Annotated in this window: 24 protein-coding genes and 1 riboswitch; of the genes, 20 read left to right on the top strand and 4 right to left on the bottom strand. The window is 30.0% G+C overall.

Annotated elements, in window-relative coordinates; translation table 11 throughout:
- The first annotated feature begins 147 nt into the window (after positions 1 to 147).
- From sdaAB to GOQ27_RS11225, 12 genes are all read left to right on the top strand, one after another.
- Positions 148 to 819 (top strand): L-serine ammonia-lyase, iron-sulfur-dependent subunit beta, encoded by a 672-nt coding sequence (sdaAB, locus tag GOQ27_RS11170; RefSeq protein ID WP_203366948.1) that lies wholly within the window; start codon positions 148 to 150, stop codon positions 817 to 819.
- 13 nt (positions 820 to 832) lie between these two features.
- Positions 833 to 1,711 (top strand): L-serine ammonia-lyase, iron-sulfur-dependent, subunit alpha, encoded by an 879-nt coding sequence (gene sdaAA / locus GOQ27_RS11175; protein ID WP_203366949.1) that lies wholly within the window; start codon positions 833 to 835, stop codon positions 1,709 to 1,711.
- 172 nt (positions 1,712 to 1,883) lie between these two features.
- Positions 1,884 to 2,426, top strand: coding sequence for an ECF transporter S component (locus GOQ27_RS11180; protein ID WP_350445909.1), 543 nt, complete (start codon positions 1,884 to 1,886; stop codon positions 2,424 to 2,426).
- Between the two features lie 11 nt (positions 2,427 to 2,437).
- Complete coding sequence (locus GOQ27_RS11185; protein ID WP_203366950.1) at positions 2,438 to 3,568, top strand: pyridoxal-phosphate-dependent aminotransferase family protein; 1,131 nt, start codon at positions 2,438 to 2,440, stop codon at positions 3,566 to 3,568.
- Between the two features lie 109 nt (positions 3,569 to 3,677).
- The gene (locus GOQ27_RS11190; protein WP_203366951.1) at positions 3,678 to 4,175 is read left to right on the top strand and encodes a phosphatidylglycerophosphatase A family protein; all 498 of its coding nucleotides are present in this window, start codon (positions 3,678 to 3,680) and stop codon (positions 4,173 to 4,175) included.
- A 65-nt stretch (positions 4,176 to 4,240) separates the two neighbouring features.
- A complete protein-coding gene (hcp, locus tag GOQ27_RS11195; protein ID WP_203366952.1) occupies positions 4,241 to 5,881 on the top strand; it encodes a hydroxylamine reductase in 1,641 nt (546 codons plus the stop codon).
- A gap of 161 nt (positions 5,882 to 6,042) precedes the next feature.
- Positions 6,043 to 6,510 carry a Dps family protein gene (locus tag GOQ27_RS11200; RefSeq protein ID WP_203366953.1) on the top strand — a complete coding sequence of 156 codons (468 nt, stop codon included), beginning with the start codon at positions 6,043 to 6,045 and terminating at the stop codon, positions 6,508 to 6,510.
- Positions 6,511 to 6,643: 133 nt separating this feature from the next.
- Positions 6,644 to 6,994 carry a CidA/LrgA family protein gene (locus GOQ27_RS11205; RefSeq protein WP_203366954.1) on the top strand — a complete coding sequence of 117 codons (351 nt, stop codon included), beginning with the start codon at positions 6,644 to 6,646 and terminating at the stop codon, positions 6,992 to 6,994.
- Entirely contained in the window at positions 6,994 to 7,686 is a 693-nt protein-coding gene (locus GOQ27_RS11210; RefSeq protein WP_203366955.1) for an LrgB family protein, read from the top strand. The genes GOQ27_RS11205 and GOQ27_RS11210 overlap by 1 nt, the downstream gene beginning before the upstream one ends.
- Before the next feature lie 95 nt (positions 7,687 to 7,781).
- Positions 7,782 to 8,213: a MarR family winged helix-turn-helix transcriptional regulator gene (locus GOQ27_RS11215; RefSeq protein ID WP_203366956.1), complete on the top strand. Its 432-nt coding sequence runs from the start codon at positions 7,782 to 7,784 to the stop codon at positions 8,211 to 8,213.
- Positions 8,214 to 8,223: 10 nt separating this feature from the next.
- On the top strand, positions 8,224 to 9,987 hold the full coding sequence (locus tag GOQ27_RS11220; RefSeq protein ID WP_203366957.1) for an ABC transporter ATP-binding protein: 1,764 nt from the start codon (positions 8,224 to 8,226) through the stop codon (positions 9,985 to 9,987).
- A complete protein-coding gene (locus GOQ27_RS11225; protein ID WP_203366958.1) occupies positions 9,980 to 11,767 on the top strand; it encodes an ABC transporter ATP-binding protein in 1,788 nt (595 codons plus the stop codon). Before GOQ27_RS11220 ends, GOQ27_RS11225 begins: the two co-directional genes overlap by 8 nt.
- A gap of 33 nt (positions 11,768 to 11,800) precedes the next feature.
- Here GOQ27_RS11225 and GOQ27_RS11230 read toward each other — a convergent pair whose 3' ends face one another.
- On the bottom strand, positions 11,801 to 12,646 hold the full coding sequence (locus GOQ27_RS11230; protein ID WP_203366959.1) for a diguanylate cyclase domain-containing protein: 846 nt from the start codon (positions 12,644 to 12,646) through the stop codon (positions 11,801 to 11,803).
- 345 nt (positions 12,647 to 12,991) lie between these two features.
- Positions 12,992 to 13,172: riboswitch (cobalamin riboswitch) on the top strand.
- Between the two features lie 159 nt (positions 13,173 to 13,331).
- Between GOQ27_RS11230 and GOQ27_RS11235 the strand changes: the two genes are divergently transcribed.
- The 5 genes from GOQ27_RS11235 to GOQ27_RS17520 all read left to right on the top strand — a co-directional run bounded on the left by GOQ27_RS11235 (position 13,332) and on the right by GOQ27_RS17520 (position 16,318).
- Positions 13,332 to 13,844, top strand: a complete 513-nt coding sequence (locus GOQ27_RS11235) for an ATP:cob(I)alamin adenosyltransferase (protein WP_203366960.1) — start codon at positions 13,332 to 13,334, stop codon at positions 13,842 to 13,844.
- Positions 13,845 to 13,864: 20 nt separating this feature from the next.
- Complete coding sequence (locus tag GOQ27_RS11240) at positions 13,865 to 14,263, top strand: DUF4430 domain-containing protein (protein WP_203366961.1); 399 nt, start codon at positions 13,865 to 13,867, stop codon at positions 14,261 to 14,263.
- A gap of 1 nt (position 14,264) precedes the next feature.
- Positions 14,265 to 14,762 carry a hypothetical protein gene (locus GOQ27_RS11245; RefSeq protein ID WP_203366962.1) on the top strand — a complete coding sequence of 166 codons (498 nt, stop codon included), beginning with the start codon at positions 14,265 to 14,267 and terminating at the stop codon, positions 14,760 to 14,762.
- 70 nt (positions 14,763 to 14,832) lie between these two features.
- Entirely contained in the window at positions 14,833 to 15,336 is a 504-nt protein-coding gene (locus tag GOQ27_RS11250) for a DUF421 domain-containing protein (protein WP_203366963.1), read from the top strand.
- Between the two features lie 139 nt (positions 15,337 to 15,475).
- A complete protein-coding gene (locus GOQ27_RS17520) occupies positions 15,476 to 16,318 on the top strand; it encodes a methyl-accepting chemotaxis protein (protein WP_350445910.1) in 843 nt (280 codons plus the stop codon).
- Positions 16,319 to 16,338: 20 nt separating this feature from the next.
- On the opposite strand, the gene GOQ27_RS11260 is transcribed toward GOQ27_RS17520, so the two are convergent.
- Positions 16,339 to 16,494: a hypothetical protein gene (locus GOQ27_RS11260; protein ID WP_203366964.1), complete on the bottom strand. Its 156-nt coding sequence runs from the start codon at positions 16,492 to 16,494 to the stop codon at positions 16,339 to 16,341.
- A gap of 148 nt (positions 16,495 to 16,642) precedes the next feature.
- On the opposite strand from GOQ27_RS11260, the gene GOQ27_RS11265 reads away from it, so the two are divergent.
- Positions 16,643 to 17,395 carry an exodeoxyribonuclease X C-terminal domain-containing protein gene (locus GOQ27_RS11265; protein WP_203366965.1) on the top strand — a complete coding sequence of 251 codons (753 nt, stop codon included), beginning with the start codon at positions 16,643 to 16,645 and terminating at the stop codon, positions 17,393 to 17,395.
- Between the two features lie 98 nt (positions 17,396 to 17,493).
- Here GOQ27_RS11265 and GOQ27_RS11270 read toward each other — a convergent pair whose 3' ends face one another.
- Positions 17,494 to 19,119 (bottom strand): amidohydrolase, encoded by a 1,626-nt coding sequence (locus tag GOQ27_RS11270; RefSeq protein ID WP_203366966.1) that lies wholly within the window; start codon positions 19,117 to 19,119, stop codon positions 17,494 to 17,496.
- A 139-nt stretch (positions 19,120 to 19,258) separates the two neighbouring features.
- On the opposite strand from GOQ27_RS11270, the gene GOQ27_RS11275 reads away from it, so the two are divergent.
- Entirely contained in the window at positions 19,259 to 20,797 is a 1,539-nt protein-coding gene (locus GOQ27_RS11275) for a putative bifunctional diguanylate cyclase/phosphodiesterase (RefSeq protein WP_203366967.1), read from the top strand.
- A gap of 36 nt (positions 20,798 to 20,833) precedes the next feature.
- Here GOQ27_RS11275 and splB read toward each other — a convergent pair whose 3' ends face one another.
- Complete coding sequence (gene splB, locus GOQ27_RS11280) at positions 20,834 to 21,841, bottom strand: spore photoproduct lyase (protein WP_203366968.1); 1,008 nt, start codon at positions 21,839 to 21,841, stop codon at positions 20,834 to 20,836.
- A gap of 127 nt (positions 21,842 to 21,968) precedes the next feature.
- Between splB and GOQ27_RS11285 the strand changes: the two genes are divergently transcribed.
- Positions 21,969 to 22,298, top strand: coding sequence for a tRNA-binding protein (locus GOQ27_RS11285; RefSeq protein ID WP_203366969.1), 330 nt, complete (start codon positions 21,969 to 21,971; stop codon positions 22,296 to 22,298).
- The last annotated feature ends 10 nt before the right edge of the window (positions 22,299 to 22,308 follow it).

Consider the following 22,308-nt stretch of genomic DNA (forward strand, 5'->3'; position numbering starts at 1 on the left):
ACATTAGATTGTATAGGTTATTAGCTGATATACTATTTAACAAATTTATAATAAATAATACTATTGCTATATAACAGTATATTAGTATAATATATATACTTCAGAAGATAAATAACAAACTAAAATAAACAACTAAAGGAGGTCTATATGAGTAATTATAGTGCTTTTGAGATAATAGGTCCAAAAATGGTGGGACCTTCAAGTTCCCATACGGCGGGAGCTGCTAGATTAGGTAGGGTTGCTTCTAAACTAGTGATAGGAAAAATAGAAAAGGTTGAATTCCACTTGCATGGTTCTTTTGCAAAAACATATAAAGGTCATGGTACAGATAGAGCCTTGATGGCAGGGCTATTAGGAATGAAAGAAGATGATGAAAACTTAAAATACTCATTAGAAATAGCAAAGGAAAATGGAATAGAATATCAATTTATTGAAGATGATTTAGGAGAGGTCCATCCTAATACAGTGAAATTTATTATATATCAAAGGGAAGGTAAAGATGTTGAGATAATGGGTTCTTCTATTGGCGGAGGAAATATAAAAGTTATAGAAATAAACGGGATGAAGTTAGAGTTTGTTGGTCAATATCCTACCCTTATAACTAAGCACTTAGATAGTCCTGGAGTAGTATCTAAAATCACTAAAATATTATCTGATCATAATATAAATATTGCATTTATGAGTGTTTTTAGACAGGATAAAGGACAAGATGCTTTGATGGTTATTGAATCAGATAATAAATTAGATGAGGCTTTAGTTGAAGCAATAAATACTTCCTCAGAAAATATAAAAGAAGTATATATAATAGAAGGACTGTAAGGATGGTGAAGATATGTATAATTTTAAAAATGGTAAGGAACTAATAAATATATGTAAGGAACAAGATAAAAAGATATGGGAAGTCATGCTTTTAAGAGAAGTTAAAAACTCAGAAAGAAGCTATGAAGAAATATTTGATCAGATGAAAGATAATGTCAATACCATGTTAATTGCAGTAGAGAAGGGAATAAATAGTGATAGAAAATCGATCAGTGGTTTAGTTGGTGGAGACGGCAAAAAACTAAAAGAAAGATATCTTAATGATAGAACACTATCAGGTAAAAGAACTTTAAAAGCTACAGCGGGAGCAATGGCAGTATTAGAAGTAAATGCTTCAATGGGACAAATTGTAGCAGCACCTACAGCTGGTTCTTCAGGAATATTACCAGGGGTACTATATATGATTAAAGATGAGTTTCATGTGGATGATGATACTTTAGTTAAAGCCCTATTTACAGCATCAGCAATAGGTTTTGTGATTGCTAAAAATGCTACAGTGTCAGGAGCAGATGGAGGTTGTCAAGCTGAGACAGGGTCAGCTGCTGCTATGGCTGCTGCAGCTCTAGTAGAGGTAGAAGGTGGTACTCCAGAAGAAGCTTTAAATGCAGCAGCTATGACTATCAAAAATATTTTAGGACTAGTATGTGATCCGATAGCAGGGTTAGTAGAGAGTCCTTGTGTAAAGAGAAATGCTATTGGAGCTACTAATGCATTAATATCAGCGGATATGGCCTTAGCTGGAATAGGGAGTATAATCCCTTTTGATGAAGTAGTAGAGGCAATGTATAATGTAGGGAAATCCATGTCTCCAACCCTAAAAGAAACAGCATTAGGAGGCTTAGCAGCTACTCCTACAGGGAGAAGAATAACTAAAGAAATCTTTGGGGAATAATTGGGATGATTAATAATTTAATCTTAGGTTACATAGAAATATGGAACCTAAGATTTTTTATTATACTTTAAAGCGTACCAATACACTTTTGTTATAAACTCAAAAGTGTATTGCAATTTCTTCTTTAAATTCATATAATTTAAGTGAAATATCAATTAAAGGGGGAATTGTATTGGAAAGAGCAGTAAAAAATGAAATGAAAATGTTCAATAGTACTAAGGATATGGTGATCACATCTTTATTGATAGGTCTAGTATTCATTTTTACCAAATTTATTAATATTCGTCTTCCTATATCTATCAATGGAGGATTAATACACATGGGGACTGTGATGCTTGTTATTACTTCTATTAATTTTGGTAAGAAGAAAGGAGCTATATCAGGAGCCTTTGGTATGGCTATATTTGATATAGTATCTGGATGGACAGCATGGGCACCCTTTACTTTTGTGGTAAGAGGAGTTATGGGATACATAATAGGAAGAATATCTGAGAAGAAAGATGGTAAAAGTGTAATATATAATTTTATAGCTGTTATAATAGGTGGTATATGGATGATCGGGGGATATTACTTAACTGAGTATATACTATATGGTAATTTTTTTGCTCCAGTAACTTCTATACCAGGAAATGCAATTCAAATTGCTTTAGCACTTGTTATAGGAATACCATTATCATTAATTATTAAAAAATCTAATGTGAATAAATATATATAGGAGGTATTAAGATGGATAAATTGATAATGACACCAGGACCTACTGAATGTAGTGAAGAGGTAAGAAGAGCATTAGCTATAAAAAATACTAATACTGATATGGATAAAGATTTTTTTGAACTTTACGAAAATACCTGTAGAAAGGCAAAGAAACTTATAAATTCAGAAAAATCCACAGCTATAATAATGCTGGGAGAAGCAATATTAGGTCTGGAAAGTGCTTGTGCCTCATTTATAGAAGAAGGAGATAAGGTTTTATGTGTTGATAATGGAATCTTTGGCAGGGGATTTGGAGATTTTATAGAGATGTATGGAGGAGAGGCAGTACACTTTAAAGGAGACTATAGGAAAGGAATAGATATAGAAGATTTAGAGCGTTTTATAGACGAAAAAGGCCCCTTTAAATTGGCTACTTTAGTCCATTGTGAAACTCCTACAGGAGTTACAAATCCTATTGATAAAATTTGTCCTTTACTCAAGAACAAGGGAATACTATCAATAGTTGATGCAGTATCTTCCTATGGTGGGGAAGAAATACACATGGATGATTGGGATATAGATGTACTTTTAGCTGGAACTCAAAAATGTCTATCTGTTACCTCTGGAGGAACTCTTCTTTTCTTAAGTGATAGAGCAAAAGAAATACTAATAAATAGGAAAAGTAGTATAAGAAGCTATTATGCTAATCTTAAAAATTGGCTAAATGTAATAGAAGAACAAAAATTTCCTTATACTCATTCTGATGCTATGATAAATTCAATCAATGTAGCCTTAGAGAGAACAATAAATAGGGGAGATTTTGTTAAGGCTCATAGAGAATTAGCTGAAAAGATAAGAGAGACTTTCTTGAGTTGTGGATTTAATATATATCCTCAAGAATACTTTTCTAACACATTAACTGCTATTGAATTACCAGAAGGTATTAGCTTTGATGATATGTTTAATTACCTAAATAGAGAAAAGAATATTGTCATAGGAGGTAGTGTCGGAGAATTTAAAGGTAAGCTATTTAGAGTAGGTCATATGGGAGAAAATGCTAAAGAAGAAAAGATATATATCCTTCTAAAGGCATTAGATGAATATTTTGAATCTATAAAGATAAGTTTAGATAAAAAACTTCATATTGAATTTTCTAAAAAATAAGGTTAGGATATTCTAACCTTATTTTTTAAATTATCAGATTATGTTTTTAAGGTGAATTTATTGGGTATATAATCTATGTTGCTATATAAAGTAGGAAGTAGGTGGTGATATGTCTCATAAGTACAATGCAGAAGAATTATATAAAATTACTATAGATAAACTAGAAGAACGAGGAGTTAATATAGAGGATATAGCTGAATTAGTAATGCAATTACAAGCAAAGTACAATGACAAATTAACTATTGAATACTGTAAAGAAAATATAGAAAGAGTTTTACAAAAAAGGGAAGTAATGAATGCAATATTTACAGGTGTAGCTTTAGATGAATTAGCAGAGAAAAAGCAATTACCTTCTCCTTTACAGGAAATTGTAGAGAGTGATGAAGGTCTATATGGAATAGATGAAATCATCCCCCTTTCTATAGTGAATGTATATGGAACAATAGGCCTTACTAATTATGGATATTTAGATAAAGAGAAGATAGGTATAATTAAAGACCTTGATAATAAAGAGAAACAGGGAAAGGCAGTACACACATTTATGGATGATTTAGTATCAGCTATAGCTGCAGCTGCTGCTAGTAGAATAGCTCATTCAGTTGAGTAATTAGCAGATAAGCTAAGGCTTTGTTACATAAAGTAAATGATCTAAAAACTTAAAGGAGGAATTTTATGAGTATGTTTTGTTATCAATGCCAGGAGACAGCAAAGAACGAAGGATGTACTGTAGTAGGGGTATGTGGGAAAAAAGAGGATGTAGCTAAACTTCAAGATCTTCTTATATACACCTTAAAAGGAATATCTGAAATAGTTATAAGAGGAAGTTTGGATGTAAAAGAGTTAGACGAGGCTAACAAGAATTTAGTTAATAGTCTATTTGTAACTATAACTAATGCAAACTTCGATGAAAATGCAATAGCTAAAGAGATAGAAAAAATGATTAAAATAAGAGATGATTTAAGAAGTAGGATAGATGAGGATAATCTTCATGATGCAGCTACTTTCACAGTGGAATCAAGAGAAGATATGCTAAGAAAAGGTTCAGAAGTTGGAGTATTATCCACAAAGGATGAAGATGTACGTTCTCTAAGAGAATTAGTTACATATGGAGTTAAAGGAATGGCAGCATATACTGCTCATGCAGCTCATTTAGATATTGAGGATATGGACATATATGAATTCATTTATAAAGCATTAGCTTTCACCTTAGATGATACTTTATCTGTAGATGATTTAGTAGCATTAACCTTAGAGACAGGGGAACATGGAGTTAAGGCTATGGCAGCATTAGATGAGGCAAATACTTCTACCTATGGTAATCCAGAAATTACAGAAGTTAATATAGGAGTTAGAAACAATCCTGCAATATTAGTATCTGGACATGATCTTAGAGATTTTGAACAATTATTAGAGCAGACTAAAGATACGGGAGTAGATGTATATACACATAGTGAAATGTTACCGGCTAACTATTATCCAGCATTTAAGAAGTATGATCACTTTGTAGGAAATTACGGAAACTCTTGGTGGAAGCAAATTGAAGAATTTGATACTTTTAATGGACCTATATTATTTACTACTAATTGTATTGTGCCTCCAAGAAAAGAAGAAATTAGACAAAGGATATTTACTTCAGGAGCTTCAGGATATCCAGGATGCACTCATATAACAGAAAATGAAGATGGTGTTAAAGACTTCTCTGAAATTATAGAGATGGCAAAAACTTTAGATTCTCCTACAGAAATAGAAAAGGGAAGTATAGTAGGTGGATTTGCTCACGAGCAGGTATTCCAATTAGCAGATAAGGTTGTAGATGCAGTAAAAAGTGGAGCAATTAAAAAGTTCTTCGTGATGGCAGGTTGTGATGGAAGAATGAAATCAAGAGAATATTATACTGAATTTGCTAAAGAACTTCCAGAAGATACAGTTATTTTAACAGCAGGCTGTGCTAAATATAGATATAATAAATTAAACTTAGGTGATATAGGTGGAATACCAAGAGTACTTGATGCAGGTCAATGTAATGACTCTTATTCCTTAGCAGTTATAGCATTAAAACTTAAGGAGATATTTGAGCTTGAAGATATAAATGAGCTTCCAATAGAGTATAATATTGCATGGTATGAGCAAAAAGCAGTTATAGTGTTACTTGCTTTATTATATTTAGGAGTGAAGGATATACATTTAGGGCCAACACTACCAGCATTCTTATCAGCAAATGTAGCTAATGTATTGGTTGATAAATTTGGTATATCAGGAATAAGTACAGTAGAAGAAGATGTAAATGAATTTATGGCTGAACCAACAGCTTAAAATATAATTTTAACTGCAATAAAACAGGATGTTTTTAAGCATCCTGTTTTTAATTTAAATGCTTAATGAAAATAATTATCAAAAACTATCGATTTTTTGAATATTTTCTATTAGAATGGGCATATATAGAATACAGAAAATATATAGGAGGTTGATAAAAGATGGCAGATATTAATTTAGATAATCAAGGTAAAAAGGAGATAGCTGATGGATTAAATATATATTTAGCTAATCTTCATGTTTTATATACAAAGCTTCATAACTATCATTGGAATATCAAAGGAAAGAATTTCTTCCAATTACATTCAAAATTAGAAGAACTATATGATCATACAGCAGAAGAAATAGATGAGGTGGCAGAAAGAATACTTCAATTAGGACATAAACCTGATGCTACAATGAAGACTTATCTAGAAAAAGCTCAATTAAAAGAAGCGGAAAGTAAGAATTATAATGGAGAAGAGGTAATTAACTCTCTATTAGAAGACTTTAAGAAATTAATACAAGAATTAAGAAAAGGTATAGAGCTATCAGGTAAATATAATGATGAGGTTACAACAGATATGGCTATAGGTACCTTAGCGCATCTTGAAAAGAATGTATGGATGCTAGAATCTTATCTAGGATAATATAAATCTCGGGCTTAGCCCGAGATTTTTTATTGCTTAATTACAGATATAAATTATATATTATGTTATAATAATTATTTGTGAATATTGTATACTTATATAAAAGAAGTTAAAGGAAAGAAGGTCAGGATAAATGAGGATTTTAAGACAATTTGGTATTATTATAGGTATCTTTATGGTGGGAGAATTTATAAATAATATTTTACATGTACCTATTCCTGGTAATATTATTGGAATGGTTTTATTATTTATAGCTTTACATTCAAAAGTAATTAAACTAGAAATGATAGAAGAAGTAAGTGAGTTTTTACTTAAACATCTAGCATTTTTCTTTATTGCGCCGGGAGTAGCATTGATAGCCTTATTAGATCGATTAAGTAGTGTATGGTTGAGTTTTGGATTGATTCTTATCATATCGACAATTTTGGTCATGGGAATCACAGGAGTAGTAGTACAACAGGTAATAAGAAGAGGTGAAAAGTAATGGATTGGTTTATTGATACTCCTTATTTTGGTATATTAATTTCTATTGTTATGTTTGAAATAGGATTATATATAAATAAAAAAACAAAGATACCAGTATTACATCCTCTATTAATAAGTATTGGACTTATAATCGGAATTTTATTAGCTTTTGATATATCTTTAGAAACATATGAAAAGGGTGGTAATATGATTTCCTTCTTTTTAGGACCAGTTACAGTTACCCTTGCAGTGCCTTTATATAAAAAAATAGATTTATTAAAAAAACATACTAAACCAATACTTATTGGTATTATTGTTGGTGTTTTTACATCTATTCTAAGTGTAGTAGGATTAACTAAATTATTTGGATATGAGGATGAAATGATATACTCTTTAATACCTAAGTCGATAACTACTCCCATAGGAATAGAGGTGTCTGAATCTATAGGGGGCATACCATCAATAACAGTGGTATCAATAATAGTAACAGGTATAATCGGTGCTATTGTTGCACCATTTGTATGTAAAATATTTAGAATAGAGGACAAAGTAGCTAAGGGTATTGCAATAGGGACTTCATCCCATGCGGTAGGTACATCTAAAGCTATGGAAATGGGAGAAACAGAAGGAGCAATGAGCGGATTAGCCATAGGGTTGGCAGGGTTATTGACAGCAGTAATAGTGCCAATATTATTGATAGTTCTAGATTAAATTATCTAGAGCTATTTTTATATTCTAATATAGTTGACTTATCAACTATATTAGAATATAATGGTTGATAAGTCAACTATATTGGGGAGGCATTTATGAATAGGGAGCACATAGGAAAGTATTTAGGAATGATTCATAGGTTACATATTACACTTATTGATAAACGATTAGAGCCCTATGATATAAGTCATGGACAGCTTTTTTTATTATTAGCAATATACAATAAAGAAGGTATAACTCAAAATGATTTATGTGAGATGTACAAGATAGATAAGGCTGCAGTGAGTAAAAGTATTAAAAAATTGATAGATGAAGATTTTTTAATTAGAGAAAGAGACAATAAAGATAAAAGAAAGCAATTACTATATCTAACTAATAAAGCGAAGAATTTTGAAGGAGAATTTAGAAGTGTATTACAGGCAATAGAAGAAGATAGTACTAAAGGATTATCAATGGATGAATTAAATAGCTTTTTTAATGTTTCAAATAAAATAATAGATAATTTGTCTAATAAATTATCTATATAAGGAGGATTGAATGAAAAATCTTATAAAATTATTTAAATATTTAAAATCATATACTATATATGCCCTTTTAGCAGTTATATTCATGTTCGTAGAAGTATTAGCTGGGCTCTATATTCCTTATTTGATGGCTAGGATTATAGATGATGCACTGCCTTCAGGGGATTTAATTCTTTTAAGAAATACTGCATTAATAATGATATTGATGGCATTTGGCACTATTTTAGCTGGTCTTGTAAACAATTACTGTGCCCAATATATATCTCAATATGCTACAGCTAATTTGAGATTAGACTTATTTAAAAAGATTCAAGGTTTATCATTTATAAATGTAGATAAATTTAAGACGGGAAGATTGATCACTTCATCAACTAATGATATATTACAAATCCAAAATTTCTTTATGTTTTTATTTAGGGCTATTATTAGAGGACCTATAATGCTTGTAGGAGGACTGATATTAGCTATAAAAACATCAGTAGAATTATCGGCTATTTATATAATTATTATTCCTCTACTTATTATTGGTATAAGCATTATAATGACTAAGGCTTTACCGCTATTTACTAAAGTACAAGAAAAAGTAGATGCCCTTAATAATACAGTTTTAGAGAATGTCAATTCCCCTAGAGTTATAAAATCCTTTGTTAGTATGAGTTATGAAAACAAAAGATTTGCAGAAAAGAATGAAGATTATAGAAAGACATCAACTCAAGCAAATAAAACTATTGCATATGCAATGCCTATAATCACAATAATAATCAATTTAGGTATAGCGGGGATATTATATTTAAGTGCGGGTTTAATAGAAAATGGAATATTAGTGACTGATGGATTAGCAGATGCAGGGATAATAATAGCCTTTTTTAATTATACTATGCAGATATTAATGGGACTATTGATGCTTGCAATGATGCTTATATTTGTATCTAGAGCAGAAGCCAGTGCTAAACGGATAAATGAAATAATTGAAGAAGAAGTAGATTTAACTAATAGTTCTAATCCGATAAAAGATTTTAAGTTAACTGGAGATATAGAATTTAGAAATGTGGACTTTTCTTATACACAGGATGGAAATAATGTATTGAATGATATTTCTTTTAAAGTTAAAAGAGGAGAAACTATAGGAATTATAGGGTCAACTGGTAGTGGAAAGTCGTCTCTAGTGCAATTGATTCCAAGATTGTATGATGTGAGATCAGGAGAAATATTACTAGATGGATACAATATAAAAAGATTAGATATTAAATCCTTAAGAGGACAGATTAGTATGGCTACTCAAAAACCTATACTTTTTTCTGGTACTATAAAGAGTAATATATTACAAGGAAATCAAGATGCTACAAAGGAAGAATTAGAGTCTTCAGCTAATAATGCTGCTTCAATAGATTTCATAGATAATTTAGATGATAGATTTGATGCAGAAGTTCAAAAGAAGGGAAATAATTTCTCTGGAGGACAAAAGCAACGTTTATCTTTAGCTAGAGCTTTTATAAAAAATCCTGCTATTCTGATATTAGATGATACCACCAGTGCATTAGATGCTAATAGTGAAGAAATAGTGAAGAAGAACATTAAAGAGTTAGGTAAAAGAACTACTACACTGATCATTTCTCAGAAAGTTTCAACTATAATGGATGCAGATAAAATTTTAGTTATGGATAATTATGGTAGTCTAGATGGCTTTGATCATCACTATAAGTTGTTAGAAAAAAGTAAAGTGTATAAAGAGATATATAATTCTCAATTTGGAGTAGGGGGTGTAGAAAATGAGTAAAGGACCCCATGGACACCGAGGTGCTTATACAGGGAAAGGTCCAAAAGACTTCAAAGGAACCGTAGGAAGAATATTAGAATATTTAAAAAAGTACAAAATAGGATTATTTGTTGTATTTATTTCTACCATATTAGGAACTATATTTAATTTAGCTATACCCTATGTATTTAGTATAACTATAGATAGATATATTTTAAGTATCAATTATAAAGGTATTATATTAATGTCAGGAGTCATTATAGCTTTAGGAGCATTAGCAGGACTATTTAGTTGGCTTCAATCCTATATAATGGCATCAATAGCTCAGAAAACTGTGAAGGATATAAGACAGGATGCTTTTGACAATCTACAGAATTTATCTCTGAGGTATTATGATTCTAATTCTAGTGGAGATATTATGAGTAGATTGACAAATGATATTGAGCTGATCAGTTCAGCCCTAAGTCAAGCAGTAGTACAGCTTATAAGTAGTGGAATCACTGTGATAGGTGCTGTTATAATGATGTTTGTAGCCAATTGGAGGTTAGCATTAATTACAATAATATTTGTACCAGTAATGGGTATATTCACAGTATTTATAACTAAGAAGACCTTTAAAAACTTTAAAGCTCAACAACAACATTTAGCATCATTAAACGGTATAGTTGAGGAGTCTATTGGTGGACTTAAAGCAATTAAACTTTATAATCAAGAGGATGACATTATTGATAAGTTTCAGAAGAAAAATGAAGAACTTAAAAATGTAGCATTTAAAGCTCAACTTTATTCGGGAGTTATTATGCCTGTTATTAACTTTATTAATAATTTAGTATATGTAATTATAGTAGTTTCAGGAGGATATTTTGCTATAAGGTTTAATGCAGTATCAGTAGGCCAAATAGCAGCAGTATCAGCCTATTCTAGACAGTTTACAAGGCCAATAAGTCAATTGGCTCAATTATTTAATACACTACAACAATCGGTTGCTGGAGCAGAGAGAGTATTTGAAGTAATGGATAAAGAGGATGAATACGTAAATGATAATGACTTTATTGTAGAAAAGGTTGAAGGGCATGTAGAGTTTAAGAATGTCTATTTTGGATATGAGAAGGATAAAACTATATTAAAGGATATTTCATTTGAAGCTAATGTAGGCGAAGTGATAGCCATAGTGGGACCTACTGGTAGTGGAAAAACTACTATAATCAATCTTATAAATAGATTTTATGATGTAGATCAAGGTCAGATACTGATTGATGGTCATGATATCACTGACATAAATAAGGATAGTTTAAGGAAAAGGATAGGTGTAGTTCTTCAGGATACAAATTTATTTGGAGGTACTGTATTCGATAATATTAGATATGGTAAAAGAAATTCTACCAAAAAAGAGGTAATAGAAGCGTCAAAACTAGCAAATGCAGATGGGTTTATTTCTAGGCTACCAAAGGGATACAACACAGAAATATCTGAAGGTGGAGAAAACTTTTCCCAAGGAGAGAGACAGTTAATATCTATTGCAAGAACTATATTATCAAATCCGGATATTCTTATACTAGATGAGGCAACTTCTAATGTAGATACTAGAACAGAATCTCATATTCAGGAAAGTATGGAATATTTGATGGAAGGCAGAACAAGTTTTGTTATAGCCCATAGACTTCAAACCATAAGAAATTCAGATAAGATATTAGTAATAAAGGATGGAGAAATAATAGAGCATGGGAACCATAGAAAGTTACTGGATGAAAAAGGTTTTTATTATGACTTATATACTACTCAATTTAAAGGAAAAGCATAATAATAGCCCTGTCTTTAGAAGACAGGGCTATTATTATGCCATTTTAAACTGATTTTTACCATTTCTTTTTGCGGATAACATAGCTTCTTTTACGTCTTGTATTACTTTTTCACTTTCCTTTTCAACAGTAAAATCTGATATACCTATACTTACGGTAAGATTTAATGAAGTATCTTCAAACACAAAATCATTTTTCATCGACTCTATGATATCCTTAGATAGTTTTTGGATGAATTCTATGGATTTATCTTTTAATATTACTGCAAATTCATCAGCATTTATTCGTATAACATCAGTATTTAAATTATAATTTTTCAATAGATTATTTATTCTTTGGGATACCTCTATTAATACCTTGTCCCCTATTTTATATCCATAATTTTGATTGATATTTTCAAAGTGGTCTATATCAATATCTAGAATATATCCTTTAGCTATATTCTTTAATTTCTGGAAGATTACCTCTTTATTCATTTCTTTATTTATCATCTTGTCCCCTCCTAATAAATTGTAATAACTTAATAAAATCCTAGGGAATACATTTGTATATAGATTTTTTTCTCTATATTTTTTTGGAGAAACACCAAATAATTTTTTAAAAGTTCTAGAATAAGATTCATAGGCATTATATTGATATTTTATTGCAATATCTAATATATTTAAGTCTGTATATATTAGGTCATAAGCTGATAATGAAAGTCTTCTTTTTCTTATGTAGTCTTTTACTGTAGTGCCTAATACATCAGAAAATAGTATATAGAATGAAGATTTAGACATAAATGTAGACTTTACTATATTTTCAATATTGATATTTTCATATAAATTATCTTCAATATAGTCTATTGCCTTTTGAATTCTAATAATAGTGTTTTTCTCCATGGGGTACCTCCATTAGATATATTAACTTAATTATATAACTATATGCTTATTTGTGTATGACATTTTTTCCAATATATTAATATTGAAATGAAAATAATATAACTCTATATTTTAACAAGTGAAATAGTAGGGTATATTTATAACCCTGATTCATAGTATAAGTACATGATAAACCTCAATGAATTAGAATAAGAGTTCTTTATTTTTATGAAGGGAGGCCAAGAAAAACTAAGTAAAATATGCGATAAACAATTAAGTGATAATGGGGAAGAATAAATATGAATTTACTGACTTTTTTAAAAAACAGATTGATTTTTAGTTACTTTTGTAATATCATTAAAGAGCAATTGAATATAGAGTATAGGTTGCGATTTAATTTATCGCATTAATAGGGAAACAGGTCAAAAGCCTGTGCGGTCCCGCCGCCGTAAGGTATATATCGATTTTGAGAAACCACTGGGAAACTGGGAAGGTAAAATCGAGTTGAATACTGAGCCGGAAGACCTGCCTATACTGAGTACACTATAACTTCACGGGGATATGAGGGGGTGTCGTCAAAATGGTAAACAATCATTTGATGACTGTATATACGGTCATACCATAGACTACATACATTGATTAGAAGCCCTTTCAACTAGAAGTTTGAAAGGGCTTTTTTATTGGAAATTTGTTGGGAGGGATTTGTATGGGAAAATGGGATGAAATATGTTATCCATTTATGCCTGAGGATAGTATATTCTGTGATCATGAGATATTATGCGATGGATTAAGTAGTTATTTAGCTTTAACATTATCTATTGCAGAAGAAAGAGATTATCCTGAAAGACTTCAACAGGATTTATTATGGCTATGTGAAATGGCTCTCCATGTGAATGGTTCAGTGAGAGGAAAACTAGCTATATTTAAAGAGGATTTAGATAAGTTATATGAGTTATATGACTATTATAAGTCTGAAGTAAAAGTATCAGGTTTTACTTTGCCTACTGGCTCATATTTAGCTTCTCAGATAAACATTGCTAGATATAAGTCCAAAGAGGTAGTGAGGTTATTAAATAAGATAAATAAAAATGAAAAGAAAATAGAAGATATACTATTTTCCTTTACAAATCTTATGGCTAATCTATTATATGTAATGAGTTGTTATGTAAATAAATTAGATAAGAAAGAGAATAAAGAGTTTATTTCTAAAAGTTATTAAAAAATAAAGGAGGACTAAAAATGAATAAGAAAATATTAATTATTATTTTAGCTGTAGTATTAGCAGGAGGACTATTTGTAGCATATGACACTATATTAGCTCCAAAAGGTGTAGAAGGAGAAAAAGAGGTAATTATTGAGGTAGTAGTAGATAAAGAAGATATAAATGAGACTTTTACTCTTAATACAGACCAAGAGTTTTTACTAGGATTATTAGAAGAAAAACAAGAGAAGCTAGGAGCAAGTTTTACAGAGTATGACTTTGGTACAATGGTAACTGGAATGAAAGGCTATGAGGCACAAGAAAGTGAACAAGAGTATTTCCATGTCACTGTTAATGGTGAAGATGCACAGACAGGTCCCAAAGAAATTCCAGTAAAAGATGGAGATACTTATAAATTTGAGTTAAAGACTTATTAAAATGAGAGCAAAAGATATTGCTCTTATAGGATTACTTAGTGCTACCCTGACAGCAGGAAAATTAGCCCTAGCCTTTGTGCCAAATGTAGAGATTGTTACATTGCTTTTTATTATATATTCAATTGTATTTGGGATTAAAAGGACTCTTCTAGTCTCAATAATTTTTACAACCACAGAGATAATGATATATGGATTTAATACATGGCTTTTAGTATATTATATTATTTGGCCAGCCCTGGTAATAATATCAGGTATCATAGGTAAGAAAGTAAAGACGGAGTATGGATTTGCCTTTCTAGCTGGTATATATGGATTGTCCTTTGGTTTATTCTTTGCGGTTTCTGAATCATTTTTTTATGGAATAGGATATGGAATTACCTACTGGGTAAAGGGGCTTCCTTTTGATATACTCCATGGATTCTCCAATTTCATATTAGTTTTGATTTTATTTAAACCATTAAAAAACACTTTAGATAGACAAGTAGAAAAATATATATAGATAATGACCTCCTTTCTATGTTTTTCCATTTCGAAATTGGGAATATATACTATAGATAAGGAGGTTTTTTATGTTTTTTGATACATGGAGTTCAATATATGAGATTATATTGATGACGGTAATATTTTACTTCTCTCTTATAATTATGCTAAGGATATCAGGTAAAAGAACATTAGCAGATCTTAATGCTTTTGATATGGTAGTGACTATATCTATAGGTTCTATTGTTGCAACTACTATATTGTCTAAAGACACAGTATATTTTGAAGGGATTACTGCTATAGTAACTTTATTTATAATGCAATATATAATTGCAAAGCTATCTGTAAAATCTAATAAATTTACGAAAATTGTTAAAGCTAATCCAACTTTAGTTTATTATCAAGGAGAGTTTCTAGAAAATAATATAAAAAAGGTAAGAGTAACTGAAGATGATATTATGCAGCAAATGAGGATCGAACAGGGAATAACTAGTAAAGATGTAAAAGCGGTTATTTTAGAACCTAATGGTAAATTGTCAATTATAACTAATCTTCCAGAGGATAATCATAAAAAAATAGAACAATATAAATAAACTTAGATACTCCTAATAAGAGGAGTATTTTTTATTGTTAAATATACCAATTTAAAATTTTATCTACTAAGAAAGGAAATATAAAAAAAATAGAGAATTATAAATATAAGTCGAATTTTCGAAAAATGGGGGAGTTTGTGTGAATACGAATAAATTAAATTTGTTAGAAAGTTTTATAAAAGTAGCACCATTAATCAATGATTTAGCTACGAACGATACCGCTGTAGCTATAACAGATAGAGAGAAATATATTCATTATACACCAGGAAAATATTTGAATCATGGAGTAAAAGTAAATGATATGTTAAAGAGAAGTAGTTTGATAGTTCAAGCTATGGAATCAGGAGAAAGAAAGATGGCTAGAGTAGGAAAAGAGCTATTTGGTGTACCTTATATTGGAGTTGCCATTCCAATAAAAGATGAAAATGGGGATGTTATAGGAGGAGCATTTTTTGGTGAGAATACTTCCCGTCAAGATGTTTTAAGAGATATGTCATCAAATCTAGCAGAGAATACTAATTATGCTAATGAGTCATCCCAGGAGATAAATGCTCAGGCTGAAGAATTAGCTGCATTAGGACAGCAATTATCTCAGGTAGCAGCAGATTTTAATAATCAATTGAAGAGTGTGGATACTGTAATTAATTTTATTAAAGATATATCTTCCCAGACAAATTTATTAGGGTTAAATGCTACTATTGAAGCAGCACGAGTAGGTCAAGAAGGTAGAGGATTTCAAGTGGTAGCTGAGGAGATAAGAAAACTATCCAAACAGAGTAATGAATCTGCAGATAAAATAGAAGAAATGCTTAAAAAGATAAAGAAGGATAGTAGTGAGATTACCCAAACTGTAAATACCGTAGAGGATATATCTGGGAACTTAGCAGGAATTATTCAAAGTATGAGTGCATCTATTGAGGGAATTAATTCTATGGTAGAAGAATTATATGATATGTCAGAAAAATTAGTAGAAGAAAATTAGAAGAATGGGATAATATCGTCCTATTCTTTTTTTACTATATCTTTACCTTCGGCGAATTCTATATTCATTGTATCCTCATAAGTTAATCTTTTAGGTTTTATTATCATACTAGAAAAATAATATCCTGCTATGAGTATCAAAATCACTAATATAGCTAAACCTATCAATATTTCCATAAAATATATCCCTTCCTTCTTATCTTATATCTTAAATATATTAAAAAATTAGATTTATTTCAATTAATTTGTAAATATTATAGTATTCCGATGGAGAAATTAATATCAAATGGGTATATAATATGTAAGACTTAAAGGAGGTGTTACGGTGAAAGAAGAAGAAAAACTTGATGAAATCACAGATAATTATGACTTATCATTGATAGAAAATATGAATATAGACAGTGTTCATAGTTCTATGGCTAAAATTCATCAATTTCAAAAAATAATACAAAATACTTTAGTCGAAGGACATGATTATGGTAAGACTTTTTATGGGTCTTCAAAGCCTAGTTTACTAAAACCGGGAGCAGAAAAAATATTGATGCTCTTAGGGATATCTAGTGAGTATCAGATTATAGATAAAGTTCAAAATTATGAAGAGGGTTTCTTTGCTTTTAGTGTAAAATGCATACTTAAGAAAAATGATAGAATTATCACTGAGGGCTTGGGTCATTCTAATAGTAGAGAGAGAAAGTATCTGAGTGGTAAACAAGATATATACATGCTAGGAAATACCTGCCTTAAAATGGCAAAGAAAAGGGCACTGGTAGATGCTACTTTAACGGTGTCATCCTTGTCTGATATATTTACTCAAGATATGGAGGATATAACTCAATTTGAAGAAGAAGAAAGAGTAGAGACAATGAATTTAGAGGATGCAAAGAGAATAAAGATTTCCTTTGGTAAATATAGTGGTATGACTTTGGGACAAATATATGAGAAAGACAGAGGATATATAGGCTGGTTATCAGAAAAATCTAGGGATGAAGCTATATGTCAAGCTTGCAAATTATTATTACAACCTCAGTTTAAATCTGAAGAGATACAGGAAAAAGGTAATAGAATGCCCCCAAAATAATAAGGGGAATTATAAGCCTTGTTATTTGTTATCCTGAGAGTAGCGAAGGATCTTAGACTCTATGCTACTCTTAGGATAACCTATATAACTTATCTTAATTAGAATTTTTTATATTTTAACTTCCCATTTACAAATGTCATATCAATCTCAATATCTTTTATTTTATCTTTATCTATGGTTAATATATCATCCTCTAATACCACTAAATCAGCTACTTTTCCTTCAGTGATAGAACCTTTACAATCTTCTTCAAAGGCAGCATATGCACCATTTACAGTATAGTTATATATAGCATTTTCAACTGATACTCTTTGATCATTCATCCAACCATCTTTAGGATATCCTTCTAGATCTTTTCTCGTTACTGCAGAATATATACCTTTCATTACATCTAAAGTTTCCACAGGACAATCAGAACTAAAAGGTATTCTAATCCCTTTATCCATCATAGTTTTCCAATTATATGTTGTAGAGGCCCTTTCCTTTCCAAGTCTATTATCTACAATATGAACATCATAGTTTAAGAATATAGGCTGAACATAACCTATCACATCATATATCTTGAAATTACTCATAAGTTCATGATCTGTTATTTGAGCATGAACTATTCCATGTCTTACATCTCCTCTAGGGTTTCTAGCATAGGCTTTTTTTATGCTATCGAATGTCATGTCCATAGCCTTATCACCAATGCAGTGGACAGCAATACTTAAACCTATATTATGGGATTTCATTATTAACTGGTCTAATTCATCTTGAGAGTATATAGCTATACCTTTGGTGGTTGGATCATCATTATAAGGTTCTCTTAAATTAGCAGTACGGGAACCTAGAGATCCATCAGTAAATAGCTTGATAGGTCCTAGTTTAAAGAAATCACTACCCTTATAATTATTATAGTTATTATCTATAAAATCATTTAAGTCTTCAACAGAATTTACTCTGCATTGTTGATATATCTTAAGAGGAAGCTCATCATTTTCTACTAATTCCTCATATATATTTATTATTTCTTTATAACCTACTCCAGAAATAGAATCTAAATCATCACTATGGATCGAAGTAATACCCTTTGATAGAGCAATACTTATTCCATCTAGTATCATTTTTTTGATTTCTTCTTTAGAAGGAGTAGGTATATTACTATTTATTAGCTTTATTGCATTTTCTCTTATTACTCCATTAGGATTTTCGTCTTTATCTATATCTATTTGTCCTCCCTTAACCTTACCGATGTGAGACTTTATATCACATATATCTATGGCTTTACTATTTATAACAGTAAGGTGTAGACAGGTTCTAGTGAGGGATATAGGTATTTCAGTAGTGATTTTATCTAGGTCCTGTTTATTTGGCAATCTTTTTTCTTTAAACATATCATGGTTCCAGCCTTCTCCTAGAATCCAATCTTTCGATGTGAGATTTTTCTCTTTTATAAAGTTTTTAGTCTTTTCTATAAGTTCATCTATACTTTTCACTCCTCGAAGATCGCACTTTTGAAGACTCTCACCGAAATTTATGAGATGCATATGACTATCAATAAATCCAGGAAGCATAGTTTTATTTTTTAAATCAATGATTTCAGTACTTGGATTTTTATATTTTAGTATATCTTCATTAGAACCTACTTTAGAGATTATATTATCCTTTATGTATACTGCATGTGCTTCTTTGATAGTTGAATCCATAGTGACTATATTACCATTAATAAATATCTTTTCCATCAAATCCCTCCTTTATTGTTTATAGATATTTTATCATTTTACAAAGAAAAATAAAAATATTTGAAAAATGAAGGATATTATATAAATTTATAGAATTATATCATATAAGTTAACTAAATCTAAGACAGAGGGGTATGCTATGGGGGGCAAAAAATATTACATCATAGAGAGTGTTATCATAATATCCACTATAATAGTTTCATTTATATTTTGGGAACAGAAAGATTTGGTTTTATATAGTATTTTAATAATGGGGACTTCTCTTTCTATGTTAGCCATGACTTGTAATAGAAAGTTGAAGAAAGAAGTATTACAAACTACAGAAGAATTAAAAGAAGCAAACAAAGATCTATTACTACAACAAGAAAAAATACATAATTTAGCCTATTACGATGGAGTTACACTATTACCTAATAGAACGTACTTTATAGACGCATTAAAGACTGTATTAGAAGAATCAAAATTTACAGGTAATAAATTCGCAATATTATTTATTGATTTAGATAAATTCAAACAGATAAATGATACGTTTGGCCATGATATTGGAGATGTAGTTTTAAAAATAATTACTAAGAGACTAAAAAAAAGACTTAAAAGTAATGGACTATTAGCAAGAGCCGGTGGGGACGAGTTTTTTGTTTTATTAAAGGATATTGAAACTGAAGGAGAAATAATAAATATTGCAGAGAATATTTTACAATCAATAAAACGACCTGTAATTACAGATAAATGTGAGTTTTACGTTTCTTTAAGTATAGGTATTAGTATATGGGACGATAAAATAATAGATGAAAATCAACTTATGAAGTATGCTGATATTGCAATGTATAATGCAAAGAAAATGGGTGGAAATACATATAGAATATATTATGAAGAATTAAGTAAACATGAAATGGAAAATCTTATGATAGCAAATAGTCTTAGGAATGCTATAGCTAAAGATGAGCTAAATCTAAGTTATCAACCTAAAATCGATATAGATTCTGGTGAAGTTGTTGGGATGGAGGCATTATTAAGATGGGAAAATAGCGAAATAGGACAGATATTTCCTGATAAATTTATTCCAATAGCTGAAGATACTGGATTAATAATACCTATTGGAACATGGGTTATCAAAGAAGCATGTAAGATGAACAAGAGTATGTTAGATTTAGGATATCCTCCTATGAGAGTATCTGTAAATATTTCTGCAAAACAATTTAAAGATGTTAATTTTATTAATATAATAAAAGATACATTAAAGGATAGTGGCCTTCCTGCAAATCAGTTAGAGTTAGAAATTACAGAAACCTTTGCATTAATAGATGTGAAAAACACTATAGAAATGCTATCAAAACTAAAGGAAATAGGGGTATATATTTCTGTAGATGATTTTGGGAAAGGATATTCTAGTTTAAATTATCTTAGAGATATGGATATAGATGAGCTAAAGATTGATAAATCTTTTATATTAGGATTAACTAAAAATCCAAAAAATGCGTCCATAGCTAAGACGATTATCATGTTAGCCCATCAACTAAATATGAATGTTACTGCCGAAGGGGTAGAAAAGGTTGAGGACCTATTATTTTTAAAATCTAATAAATGTGATAAAGTACAAGGGTTTTATTATTCAAAACCTGTTACTAAAGATATATTTATTGATTATTTGAATGAATATAATAAAGAAACCTGCTAGAGCTTGGATATTATCCAAGCTCTTTATTTTACTATTTTATGTGAAATATTCTATTGTACTATTAGGAAATAATTCTTCAATTGTAGATGTCATATATTTTTTTATATGACTTTCTGCTTCTTTTTTATATACATGCTTAAATTGTCCATAAGGGCCCCACTTCAATTTTCTATTTTCTTCATTTAGGTCTAACTTAGTATTAGGAAATCTTTCAACAATTAAATCTTTAGCTTTATTAGTAAATCTATGCTGTATTAATTCAAAAGTTATATCCTTATCATAGTCATATATGGCCTCTTTTAATTTATAAAACATATCTTTATAATCTTTTTCCCAATTTTCATATAGGATTATAGGAGCTACTATAAATCCTAAAGGATAACCAACTTCAGCTAATTTTTTAGCAGCTTCTATTCTCTCATCTCTACTAGAAGTTTTGTGTTCAAAATTGTTTATCACCCAATCGGTATTTATACTGAATCGAAATTTAGTATGATTGTTATGGTTTATATTTAAATATGGATCCACATGATCAAACTTTGTTACTAATCTTAAACGACCATTATCCTGAGTAGAAAAATACTCAATAACCTTTTTAAGGCCTCCAGTGATATGATCTAGTCCTACAGGATCTGTTATACTTGCAGCTTCAAAAGTACTTATTTGTTCATTGGATTTAATATATTTATCTATGGTTTCTATAATTTCATCTATATTTGAGTATATTTTCATATAAGGTTTTTCACCTTGAGTAGTTTGGAGATAACAGTACTCACAGTGACCGGGGCAAGAGCTTGATAAATGAAATTGATAATCAGCAGAAGGTTTACAAGCTGTAAGTTTATTTTGCCTATTGACAGTTAATAGTACTGTTTTTTTAGATTTTACATAATTTCTTAAATTAGAATCCTCATTAATTTTTACTCTGCTAGATTCTATTATTTCAACGTTATTTTTTTTGAAAAATTCTAAAGCTCTTTTTCCTTCCTCATATTTTAATGCGTTTTTATTTATATAAGCTACTTCAGGAATAAAAGGTTTCATTAGATCACTCCCTACAATATAATAGTTTTATTATGTTGATTGGAGGATTACTTTATACCTTTAAAAATAGAAGAATAGTTGTAGATTTGATATAATAAAAGCAAATTATAAAATTAAGGAGACAACAATGGCAAATATAGAAGATTTTTTAAATTTAGATATTAGAGTAGGAGAGATTGTCCAGACAGAAATTTTTCATAAAGCTAAGAAACCTGCATATAAACTATGGATAGACTTCGGAGAAGAAATAGGCATTAAAAAAAGTAGTGCTCAAATAACACAACAATACTCTAAAGATGAGTTAGTTGGAAAACAAGTATTAGGAATTGTGAATTTTCCTAAGAGACAAATTGCAGATTTTATGTCAGAGGTATTAGTTCTAGGGGTATATACTAAGGATGGAGTAGTATTAATAACACCCGAAAAGAAAGTAAATAAAGGCGATAAATTAGGTTAATATAGAGGGG

Origin of the sequence: Anaeromonas frigoriresistens, assembly GCF_016820655.1 — a bacterium.
Classification (GTDB): domain Bacteria; phylum Bacillota; class Clostridia; order Tissierellales; family SIT17; genus Anaeromonas; species Anaeromonas frigoriresistens.